At 70.1% G+C, this 20,914-nt stretch carries 17 protein-coding genes and 4 pseudogenes; 18 read left to right on the top strand and 3 right to left on the bottom strand.

From position 1 onward, the window contains the following. Positions 1-14: 14 nt before the first annotated feature. From ACKTSN_RS02300 to ACKTSN_RS02320, 5 genes and pseudogenes are all read left to right on the top strand, one after another. Positions 15-1,822: pseudogene (locus ACKTSN_RS02300) on the top strand (RICIN domain-containing protein). 265 nt (positions 1,823-2,087) lie between these two features. Further along, positions 2,088-2,831: a class I SAM-dependent methyltransferase gene (locus tag ACKTSN_RS02305; RefSeq protein WP_409467536.1), complete on the top strand. Its 744-nt coding sequence runs from the start codon at positions 2,088-2,090 to the stop codon at positions 2,829-2,831. Positions 2,832-2,988: 157 nt separating this feature from the next. Continuing rightward, a complete protein-coding gene (locus ACKTSN_RS02310; protein ID WP_409467537.1) occupies positions 2,989-3,594 on the top strand; it encodes a LysE family translocator in 606 nt (201 codons plus the stop codon). Beyond that, the gene (locus tag ACKTSN_RS02315; protein WP_409467538.1) at positions 3,591-4,319 is read left to right on the top strand and encodes a B3/B4 domain-containing protein; all 729 of its coding nucleotides are present in this window, start codon (positions 3,591-3,593) and stop codon (positions 4,317-4,319) included. Before ACKTSN_RS02310 ends, ACKTSN_RS02315 begins: the two co-directional genes overlap by 4 nt. A 64-nt stretch (positions 4,320-4,383) precedes the next feature. Beyond that, a complete protein-coding gene (locus ACKTSN_RS02320) occupies positions 4,384-5,904 on the top strand; it encodes a PLP-dependent aminotransferase family protein (RefSeq protein WP_409474708.1) in 1,521 nt (506 codons plus the stop codon). 3 nt (positions 5,905-5,907) lie between these two features. On the opposite strand, the pseudogene ACKTSN_RS02325 reads toward ACKTSN_RS02320, so the two are convergent. Together ACKTSN_RS02325 and ACKTSN_RS02330 are read right to left on the bottom strand one after the other, a co-directional pair. After that, a pseudogene (locus tag ACKTSN_RS02325) lies at positions 5,908-7,254 on the bottom strand (MFS transporter). Then, positions 7,251-7,898 (bottom strand): ArsR/SmtB family transcription factor, encoded by a 648-nt coding sequence (locus ACKTSN_RS02330; protein WP_409467539.1) that lies wholly within the window; start codon positions 7,896-7,898, stop codon positions 7,251-7,253. Before ACKTSN_RS02330 ends, ACKTSN_RS02325 begins: the two are co-directional and overlap by 4 nt. A 564-nt stretch (positions 7,899-8,462) precedes the next feature. On the opposite strand from ACKTSN_RS02330, the gene ACKTSN_RS02335 reads away from it, so the two are divergent. From ACKTSN_RS02335 to ACKTSN_RS02375, 9 genes and pseudogenes are all read left to right on the top strand, one after another. Further along, positions 8,463-10,127 carry a hypothetical protein gene (locus ACKTSN_RS02335; RefSeq protein WP_409467540.1) on the top strand — a complete coding sequence of 555 codons (1,665 nt, stop codon included), beginning with the start codon at positions 8,463-8,465 and terminating at the stop codon, positions 10,125-10,127. A 1-nt stretch (position 10,128) separates the two neighbouring features. Then, positions 10,129-10,392 (top strand): hypothetical protein, encoded by a 264-nt coding sequence (locus ACKTSN_RS02340; protein WP_409467541.1) that lies wholly within the window; start codon positions 10,129-10,131, stop codon positions 10,390-10,392. Next, a complete protein-coding gene (locus tag ACKTSN_RS02345) occupies positions 10,389-11,477 on the top strand; it encodes a hydrogenase expression protein HypE (RefSeq protein ID WP_409467542.1) in 1,089 nt (362 codons plus the stop codon). The genes ACKTSN_RS02340 and ACKTSN_RS02345 overlap by 4 nt, the downstream gene beginning before the upstream one ends. 88 nt (positions 11,478-11,565) lie before the next feature. After that, positions 11,566-13,365, top strand: a complete 1,800-nt coding sequence (locus ACKTSN_RS02350; RefSeq protein WP_409467543.1) for a nickel-dependent hydrogenase large subunit — start codon at positions 11,566-11,568, stop codon at positions 13,363-13,365. Further along, positions 13,358-13,966, top strand: coding sequence for a NifU family protein (locus ACKTSN_RS02355; RefSeq protein WP_409467544.1), 609 nt, complete (start codon positions 13,358-13,360; stop codon positions 13,964-13,966). The genes ACKTSN_RS02350 and ACKTSN_RS02355 overlap by 8 nt, the downstream gene beginning before the upstream one ends. Continuing rightward, positions 13,963-14,559, top strand: a complete 597-nt coding sequence (locus tag ACKTSN_RS02360) for a DUF5947 family protein (protein ID WP_409467545.1) — start codon at positions 13,963-13,965, stop codon at positions 14,557-14,559. The genes ACKTSN_RS02355 and ACKTSN_RS02360 overlap by 4 nt, the downstream gene beginning before the upstream one ends. A gap of 63 nt (positions 14,560-14,622) precedes the next feature. Next, a complete protein-coding gene (locus ACKTSN_RS02365) occupies positions 14,623-14,829 on the top strand; it encodes a hypothetical protein (protein WP_224737589.1) in 207 nt (68 codons plus the stop codon). 50 nt (positions 14,830-14,879) lie between these two features. After that, positions 14,880-15,044 (top strand): hypothetical protein, encoded by a 165-nt coding sequence (locus ACKTSN_RS02370; protein WP_224737588.1) that lies wholly within the window; start codon positions 14,880-14,882, stop codon positions 15,042-15,044. Continuing rightward, positions 15,037-15,217, top strand: a pseudogene (locus tag ACKTSN_RS02375) (hydrogenase/urease maturation nickel metallochaperone HypA); the annotation flags it as partial. The gene ACKTSN_RS02370 and the pseudogene ACKTSN_RS02375, both read left to right, overlap by 8 nt. Positions 15,218-15,685: 468 nt before the next feature. Here the strand turns inward: ACKTSN_RS02375 and ACKTSN_RS02380 are convergent. Next, entirely contained in the window at positions 15,686-17,482 is a 1,797-nt protein-coding gene (locus ACKTSN_RS02380) for an enoyl-CoA hydratase-related protein (protein ID WP_409467546.1), read from the bottom strand. Between the two features lie 307 nt (positions 17,483-17,789). Here ACKTSN_RS02380 and ACKTSN_RS02385 point away from each other — a divergent pair, with 307 nt between their 5' ends. From ACKTSN_RS02385 to ACKTSN_RS02400, 4 genes and pseudogenes are all read left to right on the top strand, one after another. Further along, a complete protein-coding gene (locus ACKTSN_RS02385; protein WP_409467247.1) occupies positions 17,790-19,052 on the top strand; it encodes an IS701 family transposase in 1,263 nt (420 codons plus the stop codon). Positions 19,053-19,356: 304 nt separating this feature from the next. Beyond that, complete coding sequence (locus ACKTSN_RS02390; protein WP_409467547.1) at positions 19,357-19,725, top strand: hypothetical protein; 369 nt, start codon at positions 19,357-19,359, stop codon at positions 19,723-19,725. 177 nt (positions 19,726-19,902) lie between these two features. Continuing rightward, positions 19,903-20,259 (top strand): annotated as a pseudogene (locus ACKTSN_RS02395) (DUF742 domain-containing protein); the annotation flags it as partial. Positions 20,260-20,433: 174 nt separating this feature from the next. Then, positions 20,434-20,898, top strand: coding sequence for an SRPBCC family protein (locus ACKTSN_RS02400; protein ID WP_409467548.1), 465 nt, complete (start codon positions 20,434-20,436; stop codon positions 20,896-20,898). Positions 20,899-20,914 lie beyond the last annotated feature (16 nt).

Consider the following 20,914-nt stretch of genomic DNA (forward strand, 5'->3'; position numbering starts at 1 on the left):
CCCGAGGAGGGGCTATGCAGAGAAGAAGACTTGGGACAGCACTGGGAACGTTCGTCGCCGGATCAGCGATGCTGGCCCTGCCCATGATCAGCGCGCAGGCGTACAACCCGACGGGCGGGATCATGTACCAGCTCGGCGATGAACCGTGCCTGAAAGGGCGGGGCAACTGCGCGGTCTACCCGAAGTCGGCACAGTTGCCGAGCGGACGGCTGGTCGCGTCGTTCGAGAAGTCCACCGTCGTACCGGAGACGGGAAGCGCCGACAGACAGACGCTCCCCGTCTACAAAAGCGACGACCACGGAACGACATGGCAGCCGCTGTCGGAGGTCAAGGCACCGGCGTACCTGTCCAGGCATCCTCGGTACGCGAAGTACACCAGCAACTGGACGAACCCGTATCTCTACGTGCTTCCGCAGGACGTCGGCAACCTGAAGAAGGGAACGCTGCTCCTCGCGAGCGTCGTGTCGGGCGACGACCTCTACTACAAGGAGCAAAAGGCAGCCGACCCGAACTGGACGCCGTCCAACGACGGAGACCGCAGTGACATGGCGATCGCCCTGTACTCCAGCACCGACGACGGCGTGACGTGGAACATCGTCAACGTCATCGCCACCGGCGGCTGGCAGGGCGGCAGCGCGGGCGCGATCGGCCGGAACGTCGCCGCCGCGAACACGTACAAGCAGGTGGATCCCCTCTGGGAGCCGTACCTGATGGTCCACAACGGCAAGCTCGTCTGCTACTACTCCGACGAGAACGACTACCTCGGCTTCGACCCGGTCACCGGCGTGCCGACCCTGGACCCCGCGAACGACACCGCTCCGGACTCGCACGGCCAGATCCTCGTCCACAAGACCTGGAACGGCCGCAGCGCGAACTGGAGCGCCCCGTCGTCGACGTCGCGGGCCTGACCCAGGACATGGGCGGCGGCAAGACGGAGATCGGAGGCGGACGGCCGGGCATGACGAACGTCGTCCCGACGACGGACGGTAAGTGGCTGCTCCCGTACGAGTACTGGGGCGGCGGGACCAACACCCGGTACGCGATAGCCGATGACCCGTTGCAGTTCTACCGCGGCTCGGTGGGCAACCCCGTCACCTCGTTGCCGGTCGACGCCGGTTCCCGTCCTCTCGCGGTGAACGGCAGCCCGGTCATCATCCGGCTCCCCGACGGGCGCCTGGTCTACAACGCCGCCGGCAGCGGCAACGTCTGGGTCAACGAGAGCGGACGCAGCGACGGCGTGTGGAAGGAGTACCAGACGACCTCGCGGGCGGGCTACAGCCGCAACCTGCAGTACGTCGCGGGCACCGGCCGCATCGCGATACTCAACAACCAGGACACGTCGACGATCGCCTACGCCGAGGTCGATCTCGGCCGCTCGGAGGGCGCCTACTACCAGCTGGTGAACCGAAAGACCGGCCAGGTGATCGGCACCGGGAACAAGACCAACGACGCGAACATCGGCAACGGAGACGTTCCTGACGTCCGCCTTGAGGACGCCGGCTCAGCGGCGAACAAGGACACCCAGTACTGGCACGTGATGACCGAGCCGCAGGGCGGCACGACGTTGCTGAACAAGTCCGGAGGCCGCGCGGCAGCCATCTGGACAGGGAACGCGACCGTCGGACAGGGGATCGGCCAGTGGGTCGACAACAGCGCCACCGGCAGCTGGAACGTCATCGAGACCGACGACGGATACGTCAAGTTCCAGGCGGCCAAGAACACCGACGTGTACTTGACCGGTGCGTCCCATGGCGCGGCGCTGACCCTGCAGAACGCGGTCGAGGACGGCTCGCAGGAGTGGCAGCTCGTCCGGCAACCATGACGCTGAACGCCGCTCAGGCCAGGGACTCGAAGTACGCCTTCTGCGCGGGGTAGTAGTGTCCTGGAATTCGGGCCGGGGCCCGCCCGTGCGAGCAGCAGCTCCAACGACCATGAGCCGGCCTCGTCCTCCATCGAGACCGCGAGACGGTGTGGCGGTTCGCACGCTTCGATCACGAGCGGGCACCAGGGCGTCGGCTCCTCGAACGCCATCTGCACGTCGGGAAATCGCTGGACATCGCCGAGACCGAAAGGTCAACGTTGGCAGCATGGCACAGGAGGAGATCTGGGACGCCGAGGCGGCCCGACGCTACGACACACCCGGCACCGGCATGTTCGCGTCCGAGGTCCTGGCACCGACCGTGGACCGCCTCGCCGAACTCGCGGGCGACGGAGCAGCGCTCGAGTTCGCCATCGGGACCGGCCGCGTGGCGGTCCCGCTCGCCGAGCGGGGGGTGCCCGTCACCGGGATCGAGTTGTCGCTGCCGATGATCCGTCAACTGCGAACCAAAACGGACGAGTCGACGATCCCTGTGATCGTCGGTGACATGGCGACCGCCGTGGCCCCCGGGGAGTTCACGCTCGTCTACCTCGTCTACAACACCATCTCCAACCTGCTCACCCAGGCCGAGCAGGTCGAGTGCTTCCGCAACGCCGCCCGCCACCTCACGCCCGGTGGCCGGTTCGTGATCGAGCTCTGGGTACCCGAGCTGCGCAAGCTCCCGCCCGGTCAGACCGCCACCGTCTATCATTCCGAGCCCGGCTACATCGGTCTGGACACCTACGACGTCCTGCACCAGCACGTCGTCTCGCACCACTTCCACTTCGACGACACCCGGCAAGCCCGGCTGGAGCGCAGTCCGCACCGCTACATCTGGCCGGCCGAACTCGATCTCATGGCTCAGCTGGCCGGATTCGAGCTCGAGTCCAGGCACGCGGACTGGACCGGCACCGAGTTCACCGCCGACGCGCGTTCGCACGTCTCGGTCTACCGCATCCCACCCACCCAGTAGCCCCCCACAGGTACAGACACCTCCTGCGCCGAGATTCTGCCCGCCGACCCGACCCACTTTTGGACCACTCACACCGGTGCGCTTTGGCCCTGTCGGCCGGGCCAAGGGTGGGGCACGGTGAGAGACCCTGGCCTTGAACCACTGTGGAGATGTCCCGTTGAATATCGCGTTCCTGCTGACCACCCTCGTGGTGGTGGTCACCCCCGGCACCGGCGTGGTGTACACCCTCGCTGCCGGGCTGTCCCACGGCCGGCGGGCGAGTGTGATCGCCGCGTTCGGCTGCACTCTGGGCGTCGTGCCGCATCTGGTGGCGACGATCACCGGTCTCGCCGCACTGCTGCATGCCAGCGCCGTCGCCTTCGAGGTGGTGAAATACCTCGGGGTCGGCTACCTGCTGTACATGGCGTGGGCGACACTGCGCGATGACGATGCGCTGGTCGTCGAAGCGGGGGCCGAGCCGCGTTCGGCGGGCCGCGTGATCGCCTCCGGGGTGCTGGTCAACCTGCTCAACCCGAAGCTGACGATGTTCTTCGTGGCGTTTCTGCCGCAGTTCGTCCCCGCGGGCGAACCAGGCTCCCTGGGAGTGATGCTCCGGCTCAGCACAGTGTTCATGCTGCTCACCTTCGTCGTCTTCGCCGCGTACGGGATGTGCGCCGCCGCCGTGCGCAATCATGTTCTGGCCCGGCCGACGCTGAGAAGGGGAATCCGCGGGGTGTTCGCCGCCTGTTTCGTGGGCCTGAGCGCGCGGCTGGCGGTGGCATGAGCATGCGTTTCCGGCACGCGGATGCCATCTGGCGCGACTATCCCGAACTCACCGCCGGCGCACTGTGCGCCATCGGCGTCGGGCCCGCCGCGGACGTCGGCGAGCGGGTGGCTGCGTGGACGGCCCGCGCCGCGGACCGGCTGGCCGACGCCACCGAGGGCGCCTTCCCCGAAGTGCTCGCCTGGCGGCGGGCGTTCGCCAGGATGGGGCTCAGGCCGACGCAGTACCGGTGCGCCGCGGAGGCGCTGCTGCGGCGGCTGCGCAAGGAGGGAGCACTGCCACGCATCCACCCGGTGGTCGACCTGTGCAACGCCATCTCGGTGGCGTATGCCGTCCCGGTGGCGGTCCTGGACGCCGACCGCATCGCGGGACCGCTGCTCGAGGTCCGCTACGCCGTCGGTGACGAGCACTACACGGCCTTCGGCGGCGGAACCGAGCATCCCGCGCCCGGCGAGGTGACCTTCGCCGACTCCGCCGGACGGGCCCACGCCCGCCGCTGGACCAACCGGCAGAGCGGCCACTCGGCGGTCGGTGAGCACACCAGCCGGATCCTCGTGGTGGCCGAGGCGATGCACGAGGGCGGCGCGCAGGCCGTACCGGAGCTGCTGAAGACGCTCGCCGAGGAACTCGCCGCACACTGGCCCGTCGACCCCGTCACGGCCGTCCTGACCCCGCTCACACCGGAATTCACGTTCGGTGACCGGGTCCGGCCGACGCTCGGGTGAGACCGCGGCCGATGCCACGATGGGCCAAGTGAGCAGCAGGAACGGGACCGGAGAGGGCAGCGGGATGGCAGAGGTGCCGGCGGACGACAGGTCTGCCGTGTACGGCTCCGACTTCCTGCAGCTGGACGCGCGAGAGGCGCCCGCAGGCGGCAAGGCGGACTGGCTGGCGGGGCGGCTGCGGCAGGCGATAGCGGACGGCCGGCTGGCGGTGGGCAGCAGGCTGCCGCCCACCCGGGTCCTCGCCGCCGAACTGCGCCTGTCGCGCGGCGCGGTCACCGAGGCGTACCGGCAACTGACGGAGGACGGCCATGTCGAGGGGCGCCGCCGCGGCGGCACGGTCGTGGTGGCCGCCCCCCTCGCGCCACCAGCAACACCCGCACGGACGAGGCCGCCCGGCACACCCGGCCCGCTCCGCGACGGCGGCGGCGAGCGGAGCGCCCCGGCGGGCACGCTGTTCGCCCGCACGCCCGGTGCTGACGTCTTCGACGCGCTGCGCGCCGCCCACGCCCGTGTCGACTTCACCCCCGGCCAGCCCGACCTTGCCGCCTTCCCCCGCGCGGCCTGGGTGCGTGCCGAACGGGCCGTACTGGCCGAGTTGTCCGTCGACCGCCTCGGCTACGGCGACCCGCGCGGCGCCCCGCGGCTGCGCCGCGCCGTCGCCGACTGGCTGGCACACAGCCGCGGCATCCGAGTGGAGCCGGACGAGGTGCTGATCGTCGCCGGCACCGCACAGGCGCTCACCCTGCTCCACCCCGTACTGCGCGCAGACGGCATCGACGGCGTGGCGGTGGAGGACCCGGGCTCGCTCGGCACCCGCCAACACCTGCAGAACGGAGGCCTGGCCACCCCACCGGTACCGGTGGACGACGACGGCGTCCGCGTCGACGCGCTGCACGCGAGCGCAGCGCGCGCCGTCCTGCTCACCCCCGCCCACCAGTTCCCCACCGGTGTGGTCACCAGCGGCGAACGGCGCCGCGAGCTGCTGCACTGGGCGCAGGACGGCGGACTGATCCTGGAGGACGACTACGACGCGGAACACCGCTACGACCGGCCGCCGGTGCCCGCGCTGCGCGCACTGCTGGCCGACCAGGTCTGCTACATGGGCAGCGTGTCCAAGCTGCTCGCGCCCGCCCTGCGGATCGGCTGGATGGTGCCGCCGCCCCGCTACCGCGACGCTCTCACCGACGCGAAACGCTTCGCCGACCTGGGCAACGCCGTGCTGCCGCAGCTCGTTCTCGCCCACCTGATGGAGTCCGGCGCCCTCGACAGGCACCTGCGGCTGCTGCGCGGCCGGCACCGCCGCCGCCGGGACGCAATGATCGACGCCATCACCGCACACCTGCCGGGCGCACATGTGCACGGCGCGGCGGCCGGCCTCCACCTGACCATTACTTATGCGCCCGAGGTCCCCGACACCGAACTCGCCGCCGCGGCCCTGGCCCGGGGCGTGAAATGCCAGCCGCTGTCATGGCACCGGCAACAGCCCGGCCGCCCCGGCCTCGTCCTCGGCTATGCCGCGAGCCCGACGGGCAGCATCGCCGAAGGAGTGGCGGCGATCGGCGAGGCGCTGCATGAGCTGGCCTGAACGTCAGTCTCTAGGAACGGTTCCTGCGGGCTGACCGAGTGCTTCCGTTCTCGGCCTGCGGTGTCGGGAGTCTCGCCCCCGCCTGCGGTCCATCTCACGCCATTCCGGGCGCAGCCCGGTCAGGTTCGTGGTGAGGAAGTACGTGACCCCGCCGGCCAGCAGGACCGGTACCAGCCCGACGGCTGCTACGGCTGCCCCGGCGATCAGACCGCCGAGCGGGATACCGGACCAGGCCAGCGAATCGCCGAGCGCGTTGACCCGACCCAGCATCGGGCGCGGCACCCGCTCGAAGAGGACGGCCCCGATGATCGGGTTGAGGAAGCCTGCGCCGAGCCCGCTGACGGCGAACACGGCCAGCACAACGCCCATCGGCGCCTCGGAGGCGAGGACCAGAAACCTTGGCGCCCCTGCGAACAAGAACCCGATGAAGAACACCGCCCGACGCCGAATCCGGTGCGCAACCGCTGCCGCCAGCAGGCTCCCACCGATCGCTGCGGCTCCCGCCATGCTGCCCATCAGGCCAATGGCTGCCGGCCCCTTGCCGGACTCTTCGGCCCAGACAGGGATGAGCACCGTGCTGAAAGCCGCGTCCAGCAGGTTGGTGATCCCGACCATGACGATGAGGGCGAGGAGCAGCGGGTCGCCCCGCAGGAAAGTAAAGCCCTCGCCGAATCGTCGCCATTAGCCCGGCTCCTCCGTCTCCCCGTCCGGCAATGAGGACGGCGCGAGTACCTGTCCCATGTCCCTGGGCAGCGCCAGTGCGATTATCAACGATCCGCTCGCAAAGCAGACCGCGTTGACAACCAAACCCGTCAAAGGACCGAGCACCGCCGCCAAGGAGCCACCGGCCACCGGGCCGACGGTGGAAGCAAGCCGCTCGATCACACCGGACAGGCCTGTGGCACGCTCCAGCGGCACCCGACTGCGGTCGGCCGCCTCCGGCACCATGACCTCTTTCGCGAGGTCGCCGGGGCCGCGCGCCGCGCCGATCAGAGCGACAAGGACGAGGAGCAGCGGAAAGGACAGCAGGCTCAGGCCGTGGAGCAGGGGAACGACGGCGGCGGCCGTCGCGCTGCCCAGGTCGGTGGTCCAGGAGACAACGCGCGGGCCCACCCGGTCCACCAACGGCCCAGTGAGCGCCTTGACCACGACATACGGGGTCATCTCGCAAAAAGCAACCAGTCCCGTCTGGGTGGCGCTACCGGTGGTGACCAGCACGAACCAGGGCAGCGCGATGCCGGAGATCCGCGTGCCGGTCAGCGACACCGCCATGGCCGCGAGAACGCCGCCGAGCGGCCGTAAGCTGCGCGCACCAGCTATGCCGTCCGCACCGGGGGCGGCTTCCGTCACGGGCTCTCCATTCTGGGCGGAGTCGCCGACGGGACGGACGCGTCCGGCTCGGGCAGGAGATGGGTGATCACGGAGAACCGCTCGGCACCCTCGGGCGCCTGCGCCGCCCCCTCCGGCGTGTCCTGACGGTAGCGGGTGATGACTGCCCGCAGTTCCTCGTACAGCGCTGAAGCCTCCTCGGGGGTCAGGCGCAGAGCCCAGTCGCTCATGTCGAAGGTGTCCCGCCATGCGCGAGGCATCGTCTGGAGTTCGTTCAGCGCCCGCTGCGTGCGAACGGTGTAGGTGGCAGCGACGGACTGCAGGTAGGCCAGGGCGGCCTCAGGCTCCCGTTCGGCCAGGTCGTGGTCGTTGAACCAGGTCCTCCGATGCACCGAACGCCACCAGCGCTCTCGCGCGTTGCCGCGTTCCGAGTCCTCCTCGACGAGACCGGCCGCCCCCAGTTGACGCAGGTGGTAACTGGCCGTGCCGGAATTGACGCCCAGCCGCTCCGCAAGCCGGGTGGCCGTCGACGGGCCGTGCTTGCGCAGCAGTCCGACCAACTGCACCCGTACCGGGTGCGCGAGGGCACGCAGCCCTTTGGCATCCAGAACAACCGTGTCCGCATCGGGGGTTGTGACCTGGGGCCACTCACTTGGTTCCGTCACACCCACGCACACTAGACCGCAAAGAGTTCTTCGCACAGACTTCTTCGCGAAGATTTCTTTGCGGTTGTGGGGCCGTGCGGCGTGACCGTTCATCAACTCGCCAACAACTTCAGCGCATGCGGGAGAGCAGGTCCTGCATGGCCCCGGCGAGGGTGAAGCGCTTGGGTTGATCAGAGTGCCCCGAAATCCCTCATGGTGATGCGCTCAGACGCGCCGTGTCACCCCGGCGCTCGGCGGCACCGCAGCATCCGGCGCAGCGGCGCATGCTGTGGCGGTCGGTTGTCGCGCTCGACCACGTGCTCTATGGCGTGGTGGCCGGGCGCCTCGCTCCTGAACCCGCGGTCGCCATCCGCACGGCCGACGCGGTCGACGACGAGGATGACGGCGCGGGCCGATAGGCCCGGCCCAGCCACCTCTCCCTAAGCGTTCCCGGTCGCTGCCCGCGCCTGGGTGCCCTCTGTCCCCCTGATGAGCCCAATTCCGCCGCGCTGGCCGGGTATGCATGCGTGAGGAATGTCATGGTGTGGGAAGAGTTAGGCAGATATGCGGATCGGAGGAGGCGGAATGCCGCAGGCCGAAGTCGACGATGACGTCGCGTGCGCTGTCGCAGCAGCGAGTACGGCCGTGCCCCCACAGTGCCCAGGGCGTGACTTCGATCAGTTGAGCGCGGTCGCCGAGGCCGTCCTGTACGAGGGCTACCTGCTCTACCCCTACCGCCGTTCGTCGTCCAAGAACCGGGTGCGCTGGCAGTTCGGCGTGCTTTTCCCCCGTGACTGGGTGGAGCGGGAGGGCCCCGTCACTCCCGGGATCTCGGGGTCTGCCGACTCGTGGTACCAGCAGACCGAGTGCCTGCTGCGGGTCCGGCAGCCGGAGGCTGTGGTGCGCGTGCGGGTGCGGTACCTGCAGTTGCAGCACAAGCAGGTGGAGGAGGCCGGCCGGGACGGGAGGCACCGTCCGGTCGAGTCGCTGCGCATGGACGACAGCACGGTGCACCTGACCTTCGACGAGGCGGTACCGCGCGAGACGGACCTCGTCGTACGCCTGGAGGACCTGCTCGGGCAGGAGCCCGCCTTTCCGGTCGGCGCGCCCGCCGGAGAGGAGATGGAAGAGCTCCCCGGGGGCGCCGGGCGCGTGGTACGGCGGCGCGCCACCGTGCGCGCGAGCACAGCCGTCGTCGCCGAGCAGCTCGGGGACGACGTCTGCCGTCTTCGGATCCGTACCGAGAACACGGGACCGGCACCGGACCCGCGGGCCGTTCGCGACGAGGCGCTGCATGGCGCGCTCATCGCGACGCACACGCTCGTCGGCGGCGACGGCGTGGAGTTCATCTCGCTGATCGACCCGCCGGCGGATCTGCTCGGACCCGCCCGAGCGTGCCACAACGCGTTTACGTTCCCCGTCCTCGGCGGACCACCGTCCGAGGACGCCCCGGGTGAACACACCTCCACCGGCGCCCGGGGCGGAGCCTGCGGCCCCACCCTCATCTCCTCGCCGATCATCCTGCCCGACAACCCGCAGGTGGCACCCGAGAGCCCGGGCGACCTGCACGACGCCGCGGAGATCGACGAGATCCTGACGCTGCGCACGCTGTTGCTGACCGACCAGGAGAAGCGCGAGGCGCGGGCCACCGACCCGCGTGCCGCCCAGATCCTGGACCGGGTGGAGACCATGCCGCCGGAGGTCTTCGCCCGACTGCACGGCACCATCCGATCGCTGACCCCTGCCACGCCGCCGGACCCCGCCCCGCTCTCGTCGACCGCCGCACCCACGACTTCACCCGGGCCCGCGTCCGCCCCCACGGCCGACCGGCCCGCATGGTGGCAGGAGGGCGCCGACGACGGTCTGTCCCCTACGACCGACACGGTGCCGATCGACGGCGTACCGGTGGGCGGCGGCAGCCGGGTACGGCTCCGCCCGCGGGGCCGGGGTGCCGACGCCCAGGACATGTTCCTGGCCGGGCGGAGCGCACGGGTCACGGCCGTCTTCCACGACGTGGGCGGCAGCGTGCACCTCGCCGTGACGCTGGACGACGATCCCGCGGCCGAACTGAACAGCTGGTACGGCCGCTTCCACTACTTCCGGCCCGACGAACTCGAGCCCCTGGAGCCCCTGGTGTCCCCCAACGCCGTGGGTCGGGCAGAGCCGCTCGAGCCGTCCCGGCCGCCGCAAGAGCGGCCGACCAGCCGGCCGGCGGGCCGGGGGACCGGACGGTCCGATGAACGGGCCTGAGATGCCGGCACTGGACCAACGGATGGTCGACCGGCTGTTCCCCGGGCTGTCCGAGGGCGCGACGCCGGCAGAGCGGATGACCCACCCGGTCGCCGCGCAGCTGCTGCCCGACGGTGCGGAGTTGACCGACGACCGCCTCGGCGGACGGACCGCACCGGCCCGGCCGCACCCTTACGCCCAGGACCGTCCGCCCGCGCTCGCCGGGCCGGTGACCGCGGCGCACAACCGACTCGGGGACCGACTGCACCGGAGGCCCACGACATGACCATCGACAGCGGCACGCACGACGTTGCCACCGAGCCGAGCCGCGCCGAGGCGCGCAAAGGCTTCGAAGAGATCACCATCCTCTGGATTTCCGAGGGGATGAGCTGCGACGGCGACTCGGTGTCGTTCACCGCGGCCGGCCAGCCCGCGATCGAGGACCTGGTCCTGGGACTCATCCCGGGCCTGCCGAAGGTGAACCTGCACAACAAGGTGCTCTCACCGAGCCTCGGCGGTGAGGACTTCCTCGCTCCGTACCGCGCGGCGATCCGCGGCGAGATCTCGCCGTTCATCCTGGTCATCGAGGGCTCGATCCCCAACCAGAACATCATCGAGGGCGACGGGTACTGGACGTCGTTCGGCAACGACCCGGAGACCGGTGAACCGCTGACCCTCAACTGGTGGATCGACCGGCTGGCCCCGAAGGCGTGGGCGGTGGTCGCCGCAGGCACCTGCGCGACGTACGGCGGCATCCACGCGATGGCGGGCAACCCCACCGGCAGCATGGGCCTGGCCGACTACCTCGGCTGGGACTTTCTGGCGCAGAGCGGCCTGCCGATCGTCAACGTCCCCGGCTGCCCGATCCAGCCGGAGAACTTCATGGAGACCCTGGTCTGGGTCCTCTACCACGCGGCCGGGGCCGCCCCGCCGCCCCCGCTGGACCAGATGCTGCGCCCGCAGTGGCTGTTCGGGAAAACCGTGCACGAGGGCTGCGACCGCGCGGCGTACTACGAGCAGGCCGACTTCGCCCGGGACTACAACTCCCCCAAATGTCAGGTGAAGGTGGGCTGCTGGGGACCCGTCGTCAACTGCAACGTGCCCAAGCGCGGCTGGATGGCGGGGATCGGCGGATGCCCGAACGTCGGCGGCATCTGCATCGGCTGCACCATGCCCGGCTTCCCCGACGCGTTCATGCCGTTCATGGACGAGCCGCCCGGCGGCAGCTTCTCCTCCCTCATGGTCAAGCCCTACGGGGCTTTCATCCGACGGATGCGCGGCATCACCAACGCCGTCGTCAACCGCGAGCCGAAGTGGCACCACAACAAGCCGGTGCTCACCTCCGGCTACAACCCCTACTGGCGCCCGTGACCTGTGGCCCGGCACCCCCATGCCGGGCCGCATCCCCCGCAGCACTCATCCCCGTCCAACGCATCGAGCAGCGAGAACAGGAACGCACATGACCACAACCGAGGACCGGAGCCGGGCCGCCGAGCGCAAACCTCCGCAGATCGTGGACATGTCCTGGGACCCGATCACCCGGATCATCGGCAACCTCGGCATCTACACGAAGATCGACTTCGCCAACCAGGAAGTGGTGGAGTGCCACAGCACCTCGTCCCTCTTCCGCGGCTACTCGGTGTTCATGAAGGGCAAGGATCCGCGCGACGCGGGCTTCATCACCTCTCGCATCTGCGGCATCTGCGGCGACAATCACACCACGTGCTCCAACTACGCCCAGCAGATGGCCTACGGCGTGAAGACGCCGCCGCTGGCGGAACACATCATGAACCTCGGCGAGGCCGCCGAGTACATGTTCGACCACACGATCTTCCAGGACAACCTCGTCTTCGTCGACTTCTGCGAAGCGATGGTCAAGGCCACCAACCCGAGCGTGCTGGCCCGCGCCGAACGGACCGCGGCACCCCGCGGGGACATCCACGGCTACCGGACCATCGCCGACATCATGCGCGCCTTCAACCCCTTCGAGGGTGAGGTGTACAGGGAGGCCCTGAAAGTCAGCCGCATCACCCGCGAGATGTTCTGTCTGATGGAGGGGCGCCATGTCCATCCGTCGACGATGTACCCCGCCGGCGTCGGCACGATGCCGCAGCCGAACACCTTCACCGACTACCTGTCGCGCCTGACGAAAGTCATCGACTTCGTCAAGGAGGCTGTGGCGCTGAACGACGACGTCTTCGACTTCTTCTACGAGGCGCTGCCCGGCTACGAGGAGGTGGGCCGCCGCCGCATCATGCTCGGCTGCTGGGGCGCCTGGCAGGATCCGGCCGTCGTCGACTACCGCTACGAGAACATGAACGACTGGGGCAAGGCCATGTACGTCACCCCCGGCATCATCCTCGACGGCGAACTGGTCACCAACAACCTCGTCGACATCAACCTCGGCTTGCGCATCCTGCTGGGCAGCTCCTACTACGAGGACTGGGAGGGCCAGGAGCCCTTCGTCACCCACGACCCGCTCGGCAACCCGGTCGACATGCGCCACCCGTGGAACCAGACCACCGTGCCGGTGCCCCAGAAGCGCGACTTCGACGCCAAGTACAGCTGGGTGATGAGCCCGCGCTGGTACCACCAGGACAGCGACTCCCACCTCCCCCTCGACACCGGCGGCGGCCCGCTCGCCCGGCTGTGGTCCACGGCCCTGAGCGGCCTGGTCGACACCCCGTACGTGAAGGCCACCGGGCACAGCGTGCGGATCTCGCTGCCGAAGAGCGAGAAGCTGCCGGAGACGACACTGGAGTGGCACATCCCGAAGTGGAGCAACACCATCGAACGGGACCGCGCCCGGCCCTACTTCGTCGCCTACGCCGCGGCCATGGCCCTCCAGTTCCTGGAGGAGGCGATGCAGATGATGCGAGCCGGCGAGACGAAGGTGTTCCAGGACTTCGAGGTGCCCGACGAGGCCATCGGCGTCGGCTTCCACGAGGCGGTGCGCGGGGTCCTCTCGCACCATCTGGTGATCAAGGACAAGAAGATCGCCAACTACCACCCGTACCCGCCGACCCCCTGGAACGCCAGCCCGCGCGACAGCTACGGCACCCCCGGCCCATACGAGGACGCCGTCCAGGGCCAGCCCATCTTCGAGGAAAACGGGCCGGAGGACTTCAAGGGCGTCGACATCATGCGCACCGTGCGCAGCTTCGATCCCTGCCTGCCCTGCGGTGTTCACATGTACCTGGGCAAGGGGAAGACGCTCACCACGATGCACTCCCCCACCTATGGGGCGTCCCATGGCTGAGCCCGGCCGCGCGGCGGTCGCGGAACCGCGTGATGGCGCCGGTCCGGCCCCCCGGCTGGACGACGGCGAGGTGGCGGCGCGGATCGCCCGCATCGACGAACTGCTGGAGAAGGTGCAGATCGCGCCCGGGCCCATGGCGCAGGCGGCCGTCGAGGCTGTCCGTGTGCTCACCGAGGTCTACGGCGAGGCGCTGGCCCGGGTCCTGGACCACGCGGACGCCGCCCTGGCCGGGCGCCTGGCCGAGGACGAACTCCTCGACCACCTGCTGGTGCTGCACGACCTGCACCCCGAGCCACCCGAGCGCCGCGCCGCCCGCGCCGTCGAGCGGCTGCGGCCCGTCGTGCAGGAGCGCGGCGGTGACGTGGCACTGGACGCTGTCGAGGGACCTATCGCCCGCGTGCGGCTGCGCACCGCCGGATGCGGCTCCGGATGCGGCTCGGCCTCCTCCGGGGTCGAGGAAGCCGTCCGGGAGGCCGTGCTCGCCGCGGCGCCGGAGCTGACGGCGGTCGAAACAGTGCCGGAGACGGAGTCCCGGCCACCCGCGTTCGTCCCCGTCGACTCGCTGCTGCGTCGGACCGCCCGGCCACAGGCGGCGACATGAGCGCCGGCGGCGCCCTGGCCGCGCTCATCCGCTCCTCCGCCGACCGGCGGACAGGTGGCCCCGAGGAGCGGTGCGAGCTGTGCGCCGCGCCGCTCGCGGACGACCACCGGCATCTGTACGACACCGGCCGCGAGGAGGCGGTGTGCACCTGCCCGGCGTGCTCGTTGCTGTTCGCGGAGAACGGAGCGGGTGACAGCCAGTACCGGCTGATCCCGCAGCGGCGGCGGAAGCTGCCGCCGATCGAGACCGGGCCACTCGGAGTGCCCGTCGGGCTGGCGTTCTTCGTGCCCCGCGAGGACGGCACGGTCGTCGCGCACTACCCGAGCCCGGCGGGGGCTACCCGGTGGGAGGTGGATGCCTCGGCATGGCAGGAGGCGGTGGCGCGGTGTCCGGATCTCGCAGGCGTGGTACCCGGGGTCGAGGCACTGTTGGTGAACACCGCCCGAGACCTGCGACACCACTGGATCGTGCCGGTCGACGAGTGCTTCCGGCTGGTCGCTCTCGTCCGCCGGGAGTGGCGGGGGCTGTCCGGTGGCGGCCGGGTCTGGCCCGCCGTCGAGGAGTTCTTCGCCGGGCTGGCCGAACGGCCGTGACCGGCGGCGACCGGGGCCGCCACCGCGGCCCCGCGGTAGAGCACCAAGGGAAAGGAGCACGGCATGGGCACGATCAAGGTCGGCAGGCCCCAGGCGAAACCCACCACGCCCACTCACGTCAGGGGCCTCCACCAGGGCAACAGGGGTCCACGTCACCACCAGACCGGGCATCACCCGGACGGTACCGCCGACGCGCGCCGCTCCACCGGGATCCACTGGAAGCGGCACAACAGGGTCATGGAGAGCATGCCGAGCATCTCCCCGGGCTGATCCCGGCGGACGGGCACGGCACGAGGAACACGAGCGAGCAGGGAGCGGCGATGAACGCCAAACGGATTCTGATGGCGGAGGCGGCGGTGCTGGGCGGAGCGGCCCTGGCGCTGCTGATCGCGGAGTTCCCGGGAATCGTGCGGGAGGTCCGGCTGTGGCGCATGGCCGGCTTCCGCCCCGGCCCCGGCAACCCCCTCCGAGCCAAGCGTGCATGAGCTGTCGATCAGGACCGCGATCGTGGAACTGGCGGGCGGACGGGGCGGAGTCCGTCTCGGCTGTCACCGTACGGGTCGGCGAGCTGGCGGGTGTGGTGCCCGAGGCCCTCGACTTCGCCTTCGAGGTGGCCCGTGACGGCACCGCCCTCGCCGCGGCCCGGCCCGTCGTCGAGCTCCGCCGACGCCCTTGACGGCGACGACCCGCCCGGCGGCCGACAACCCGCGGGCCGCCGCCAGTGCATCCGCTCCCACGCCGAGCGGACGTCGGTAGCGGCCGCGGGCACCAGGCGCAGCCGGGCCCGCAGTCGGGCGTGGAAACACCGGTCGCCAGGGGCGGCGTGCTCCCCCGGCAGGCGGGACACTTCGGGAAGTCCGCCATGGTCGTGGCGGCCCGGTCGTACGGCATGGCCATGGCGATGGTGAAGCGGGGACCACGGTGGGTGCAGGTGACGTACGGGTGCCGATAGCGGCGGTCGGTGGGCGTGGCCCCGACCGCAGACGGGCCGGGCGGTTCGGAGCGGACCGGTACGGTCTGGCCGCGGACCGCTACCGATGCTGCGTCCCGCCGACCGCCCCGGGGGAGACCGGCCGTGCACGGCGTTGCCCACGCCCGCCACCAGGAGCCGGGCCGGGGGGAGGGCTTACCGGCTGCCTCCGTTGACCGGTTCGCCGACCAGAGCCAGCGGCCGGGCCAAGCCGCTCGGCGTCTTGCGGACGAAGGCGGAGCGCAACGCGTGGTAAGGGGCGGCGGGATCGAAGAAGATGCCGCGCATACGGGCCAGTTCCTCCTGCTGGTACTCCGCGAGCGGCTGTGCCGCCTCGTCGCGTCGACGTGCCGCCTCCTTGGCCGCGATCCGCCGTCCGAGGTCCGGGGCGGCGGCGAGCGCGGTCGCCAGCCGGTCCACCTCGGCGGTGAAGTCCTGCGCGGGGACCGGCACCAGACGGTCCACCAGTCCGATGTCGGCGGCCGTCGCGGCGCTCACCGGTAGGGCCTGGGTCGTCAGCTGCTCGGCCGTCTCGGGGCCCACCCGGCGCGGCAGCGTGTACGTCCAGAACTCCGACCCGTACAAGCCCATCCGCCGGTAGTGCGGATTGAGGACTGCGCCGGTGCGGCACCACACCTCGTCGGCGGCGAGGGCGAGCATGGCACCACCCGCGGCCGCGTTGCCGCCGAGCGCCGCGACCACCAGCCGGTCGGTGGTGTGTAGCACCGCCTCGACCAGGTCGTTCATGGCGATGAGGTTGGTCCAGGACTCCGCGGCCGGGTCGGCGGATGCCTCGATGACGTTCAGGTGGATGCCGTTGGAGAAGACGTCGCGGGTACCCCCGAGCACCAGCACCGAGGTGGGGCGGGCGAGCGCGTACCGGTACGCGGCGAGCAGCCTGCGGCACTGGTCGGTGCTCATGGCCCCGCCGGGGAACGAGAAGGCCAGGAACCCGATGTCGCCGCGCTGCCGGTAGCGGATGTCGGTCCAGGTCCGCCGTCCGGGGGCGGGCTCGAGCGGGGCCGCCACCTCCGGAAGCCACGGCGGCCGGTCACCGGCGTGCCGGAGGGGGCCGTCCTCCGGCGACCGGACGCCGTACATGCCGCCCTGTGGGTGGGACAGAACCGCGATCGAGGCGAGCACGGAGGCCGCCGGGCGCCGGAAGGGTGCCGGATCACCGGAGGCCTTGCGCGGTCTGAGCTCGGGAATCCAGACCGCGCCGTCCCGAGTGGCCCGGCACACCGCACCCGCGCGTGTGGCGAGCAGTTCTCCGGGGCGTCCGCGCAGTTCGTCCTCGATGTACCCGCCGTGCAGGAACATCTCCTGGCCGAGGAGTTCGTCGAGCACCCCCGGCTGCGAGTCGGCCCCGCGCAGCTTGCGCAGCACTGTCTCGGTGCTGTCGCCCTCCCAGTCGATCCGCCGCAGTTCCTGGCGGAAGGGGTCGCGCCAGACCACGTGGACCGAGGGGTCGCTCTGCGGCTGCGGTTTGAACGAGCTGTCGCCGTACCGCCGCACGGCCAGCAGGAGCGCAGTGACGGCGGCATCGGAGACCTCGTTGCGGTACAGGTCGCTCTTGCCCACCGGCGGCACCTCGAACGGCACCGCCGCCCAGACCGGGCCCGCGTCCATCGCCGCCTCGGCCTGCAAAACCGTTACCCCCCACCGCGGCGCGTCCTCGGCGATGGCCCAGTCCAAGGATGACGGACCGCGGTCCCCGGGCGGCCCCGGGTGCACGATGAGGCAGCTGTGCTCGCGCCAGACGTCCTCGGGCAGTGCCGTCTTGAGCATCGGCGCAATGATCAGCTCCGGGCGTACCTCGCCTACCGCAGTGCGGATCGCGGCCGCGCCGTGGGAGGCGAGTACGGCGTCCACCCGGTGCCCCAGGTCGGACAGTTCGGCGTACACGCGCTGGGACAGGCTGTTGAACGCGCTCGCGACGAGGAGAATGTCCATGACGGGGCAGTGTCGCCAGTTCGGTCGATGCCCGGAAGGATCCTCGCGGCGTTTCTCCGCCTCCGCCCGGGCTGTTCCTCCATCCGGTCGCCCTCTGCTGCCCGCCGGGAGCCACCCATCTGTCGCCGCTGCTGCTGCCTGCCCGGCCGGCCGCACGGCGCAGGAACGTCGACTTCCGGCTTCCCGGCAATGGTCGACCACCGGCAACAGCCATCCGCAAAATTGACAACGGGAACAAGCATTTAGTAGGGCTTTGTTAGGTACCCCGATTGATCATCGTCAGGTAGATTGTGATGTTCTGTCAGGTGTGACACCTGAGGAGATGGAGACGGTCCGCCCGCGCCTGGAGGCGTTCGCGGCGGAGATGCTCGGTTCGCTGGCGCGTCGGGACCAGCGGGCCAAGGGCGAGCTGTATCTGCGCGGGCTGATGCTGGACGGCAAGCGCAAGTCCATGCAGCCGATGGCCGAGCGCCTGGGCGTGGACCACCAGCAGCTGCAGCAGTTCGTCTCATCGTCCACCTGGGACTACTCCAAGGTCCGTGAGCGGCTGGCCCGTTGGGCTGCCGCGCACATTTCTCCCGAGGCGTACGCGATCGATGATGTCGGCTTCCCCAAGGACGGCTACGACTCACCGGGGGTGGCGCGGATGTACTGCGGCGCCCTGGGTAAGCGCGGCAACTGCCAGGTCGGCGTCAGTGTGAACCTGGTCAGTGACCGTGCGTCATCGGCTGTCGACTGGCGCCTGTTCCTGCCCGAGAGCTGGGACGACACCAAGTACGGCGAGGACGCGCTGATGGCCGAGGCGATCCGGCGCCGCCGCGCCAAGGCGGGAATCCCGGACACCGAGCGGCACCGGGAGAAGTGGCGCCTGGCGCTGGACATGCTCGACGAGGTGCGCGACAACTGGGAGTTGCCCGACCTTCCGGTCGCCGCCGACGCCGGATACGGCGACGCCACCGGCTTTCGCGAGGGCCTGACCGAGCGCGGCCTGACCTACGCGGTCGCGGTCAAAGCCACCACGACCGCGCACCCCGGCAATGCCACACCCCAACGCCCGCCGTACTCCGGGCAGGGCCGCCCTCCCGTGTCCGCCTACCCCCAACCGCACACCACCCTGCGCGCCCTGGCCCTGGCCGTCGGCCGAGCGGCCACCCGCACCGTCACCTGGCGCCAGGGCAGCAAGGCCACCAGACGCAACCCGAACGCCGAGATGCGCTCGCAGTTCCTGGCCCTGCGGGTCCGACCGGCCAACCGCACCATCCGCCGCGCCGCCGACGGCTCCCTGCCCGACTGCTGGCTGCTCGTCGAGTGGCCACCCGACTCCGCCGAGCCAACCGACTACTGGCTCTCGACGCTTCCCGCCGACACCCCACTGCGCGAACTGGTACGAATCGCCAAGATCCGATGGCGAGTTGAGCACGACTACCGCGAGCTCAAGGACGGTCTGGGCCTGGACCACTTCGAGGGCCGCAACTACCTCGGCTGGCACCGCCACGTCACCCTCGCGTCCCTCGCCCAGGCCTTCTGCACCATGCTCAGGCTCGACCCAAAAGCCCCTGCGCCGGCCTGACCCTCTACGCGGTCCTCCGCGAACTCCAGGCCCTCCTGGCCACCTGGACCGGCGCCTGCTCGATATGCGGCCAACCCGCACCAGCACCCGAACCCCACCACAGGACCTAACAAAGCCCTATTAGGGAAGTGCCGGAATAGGTACCCATAATTGGGATATCCCGGCGGGCGAGTAACACGGCGGCACCGGCATGGCGCAGACATACGGGGGCGGGCAAACGGCCCGTCCGCCCGACGACCGATCGCGTGTCTCTGCAAGTGGGACATCGTGTCGGTACGGGCGTTTTCCCCCAGCAATACGTCGGATGGGACTTCTTGTGCGCAGTACTGACCCGGTTTCCGGATACCGGACCTACGACCAGCAGCAGAGCGGCTCAACCCGCTCCGACCAGGGCGAGGTCACCTCACGGCGGGTGGCCCTGGCCGTCTGCACCATCGTCGATATCGCCGCCGGATTCCTGCTCCTGTGGATCCTGCTCTATCTGCTCGACGCCAACCAATCCAATGTCTTCGTCGAGTTTGTGCACGGAACGGCCGATTGGCTGGCGTGGTGGTCACAGGATATTTTCACAATGGACACAGAAGGTCTGCGTACCATCCTCAATTACGGTCTGCCGGCCGCCATGTATTTGCTGATCGGCCACGGGATCGCTGCGCGGCTGAACCGTGCATGAGGCAGTCCGGTCCCTTTCGAGGGCGAGGGATCGGCGGGTGGCTGCTGCCGGGTGGCGCCGGCAAGCGAGCGTCGGACGGGAAGCGGTCCGGATGGAGAGAGCAGGATGACGTCGCCACACCACGACGACTGGGCCGGCGGCCACGCGTCCCACCCCGCCCCGTCCAGTCGGGGAAACCCGGCGGGCCACGGACGCAGCCCCTTGGTGCGCCCGTACGCCATGACCCGCGGCCGGACCCGGACTCGCTATGAACTGGCCATCGAGGCCCTGGTGCACACCACTGCGGAACCTGCGCAGCTCAACGACCAGCTGCCCGAGCATCGCAGGATCTGCCAGCTGTGCCGGGAGGTGCGGTCCGTCGCGGAGATCTCCGCGCTGCTGCCCGTTCCTCTCGGTGTCGCCCGCGTTCTCGTCGCGGACCTGGCCGAGGCCGGACTCGTGGCTGTCCACCAGCCCGGCGGTACGCAGTCCGGCGACGGCGGGCCCGACGTCACGCTGCTCGAGCGAGTGCTCAGCGGGCTTCGCGCCCTCTAGGGAAGCGTGATCCTCGCTGGAAGGCGGGCGGCCGACGGACCGTCCGGCACCAGGCGCTCATTCTGCCGACCGTACTGCGGTGAAGCCGTGATCCTCGGGTACTCGCATGCTGCGCCGAGATCTGCGCGGCGGGCTTCGGCAGCCTGCCGCCATCAGTTGCCAAGGAGGCACGAGATGAGCGCCGTCAAGGAATCTGTCGAGGTCGAGGTCCCCCTCAGCACTGCCTACAACCAGTGGACCCAGTTCGAGGAGTTCCCCAACTTCATGGAGGGAGTGGAGGAGGTCAGGCAGCTCGATGACCGCCACAACCACTGGATCACCAAGATCGGTGGCGTACGGCGAGAGTTCGACACCGAAATCGTCGACCAGGTACCCGACGATCGGATCACCTGGCGTACCACAAGCGGCGACACCAAGCAGAAGGGCAGCGTCCGCTTCCAGCGCCTCGACGACACGCACACCCGCGTGGAGCTGGTGATGGATGTCGAACCCAGCGGAGCCGCCGAGAAGGCCGCGGACAGGACCGGAGTGATCGATCGCCGCATCAAGGGAGACATGCGGCGCTTCAAGGACTACATCGAGCACCGCGGAAGTGAATCGGGAGTCTGGCGCGGACGCATCAAGCCCGGACCCTCCTGACCCGGACCGCCGACGC

The sequence above is a fragment of the Streptomyces flavusporus genome, from assembly GCF_046267975.1.
Lineage (GTDB): Bacteria > Actinomycetota > Actinomycetes > Streptomycetales > Streptomycetaceae > Streptomyces > Streptomyces flavusporus.

Excerpts from the sequence above, each read along its gene's own strand:
- ACKTSN_RS02305 (WP_409467536.1), top strand. The coding sequence starts at position 2,088 with ATGGCACAGGAGGAGATCTGGGACGCCGAGGCGGCCCGACGCTACGAC.
- ACKTSN_RS02315 (WP_409467538.1), top strand. The coding sequence starts at position 3,591 with ATGAGCATGCGTTTCCGGCACGCGGATGCCATCTGGCGCGACTATCCC.
- ACKTSN_RS02320 (WP_409474708.1), top strand. The coding sequence starts at position 4,384 with ATGGCAGAGGTGCCGGCGGACGACAGGTCTGCCGTGTACGGCTCCGAC.
- ACKTSN_RS02335 (WP_409467540.1), top strand. The coding sequence starts at position 8,463 with ATGCCGCAGGCCGAAGTCGACGATGACGTCGCGTGCGCTGTCGCAGCA.
- ACKTSN_RS02340 (WP_409467541.1), top strand. The coding sequence starts at position 10,129 with ATGCCGGCACTGGACCAACGGATGGTCGACCGGCTGTTCCCCGGGCTG.
- ACKTSN_RS02345 (WP_409467542.1), top strand. The coding sequence starts at position 10,389 with ATGACCATCGACAGCGGCACGCACGACGTTGCCACCGAGCCGAGCCGC.
- ACKTSN_RS02350 (WP_409467543.1), top strand. The coding sequence starts at position 11,566 with ATGACCACAACCGAGGACCGGAGCCGGGCCGCCGAGCGCAAACCTCCG.
- ACKTSN_RS02355 (WP_409467544.1), top strand. The coding sequence starts at position 13,358 with ATGGCTGAGCCCGGCCGCGCGGCGGTCGCGGAACCGCGTGATGGCGCC.
- ACKTSN_RS02360 (WP_409467545.1), top strand. The coding sequence starts at position 13,963 with ATGAGCGCCGGCGGCGCCCTGGCCGCGCTCATCCGCTCCTCCGCCGAC.
- ACKTSN_RS02365 (WP_224737589.1), top strand. The coding sequence starts at position 14,623 with ATGGGCACGATCAAGGTCGGCAGGCCCCAGGCGAAACCCACCACGCCC.
- ACKTSN_RS02370 (WP_224737588.1), top strand. The coding sequence starts at position 14,880 with ATGAACGCCAAACGGATTCTGATGGCGGAGGCGGCGGTGCTGGGCGGA.
- ACKTSN_RS02380 (WP_409467546.1), bottom strand. The coding sequence starts at position 17,482 with ATGGACATTCTCCTCGTCGCGAGCGCGTTCAACAGCCTGTCCCAGCGC.
- ACKTSN_RS02390 (WP_409467547.1), top strand. The coding sequence starts at position 19,357 with ATGGGACTTCTTGTGCGCAGTACTGACCCGGTTTCCGGATACCGGACC.
- ACKTSN_RS02400 (WP_409467548.1), top strand. The coding sequence starts at position 20,434 with ATGAGCGCCGTCAAGGAATCTGTCGAGGTCGAGGTCCCCCTCAGCACT.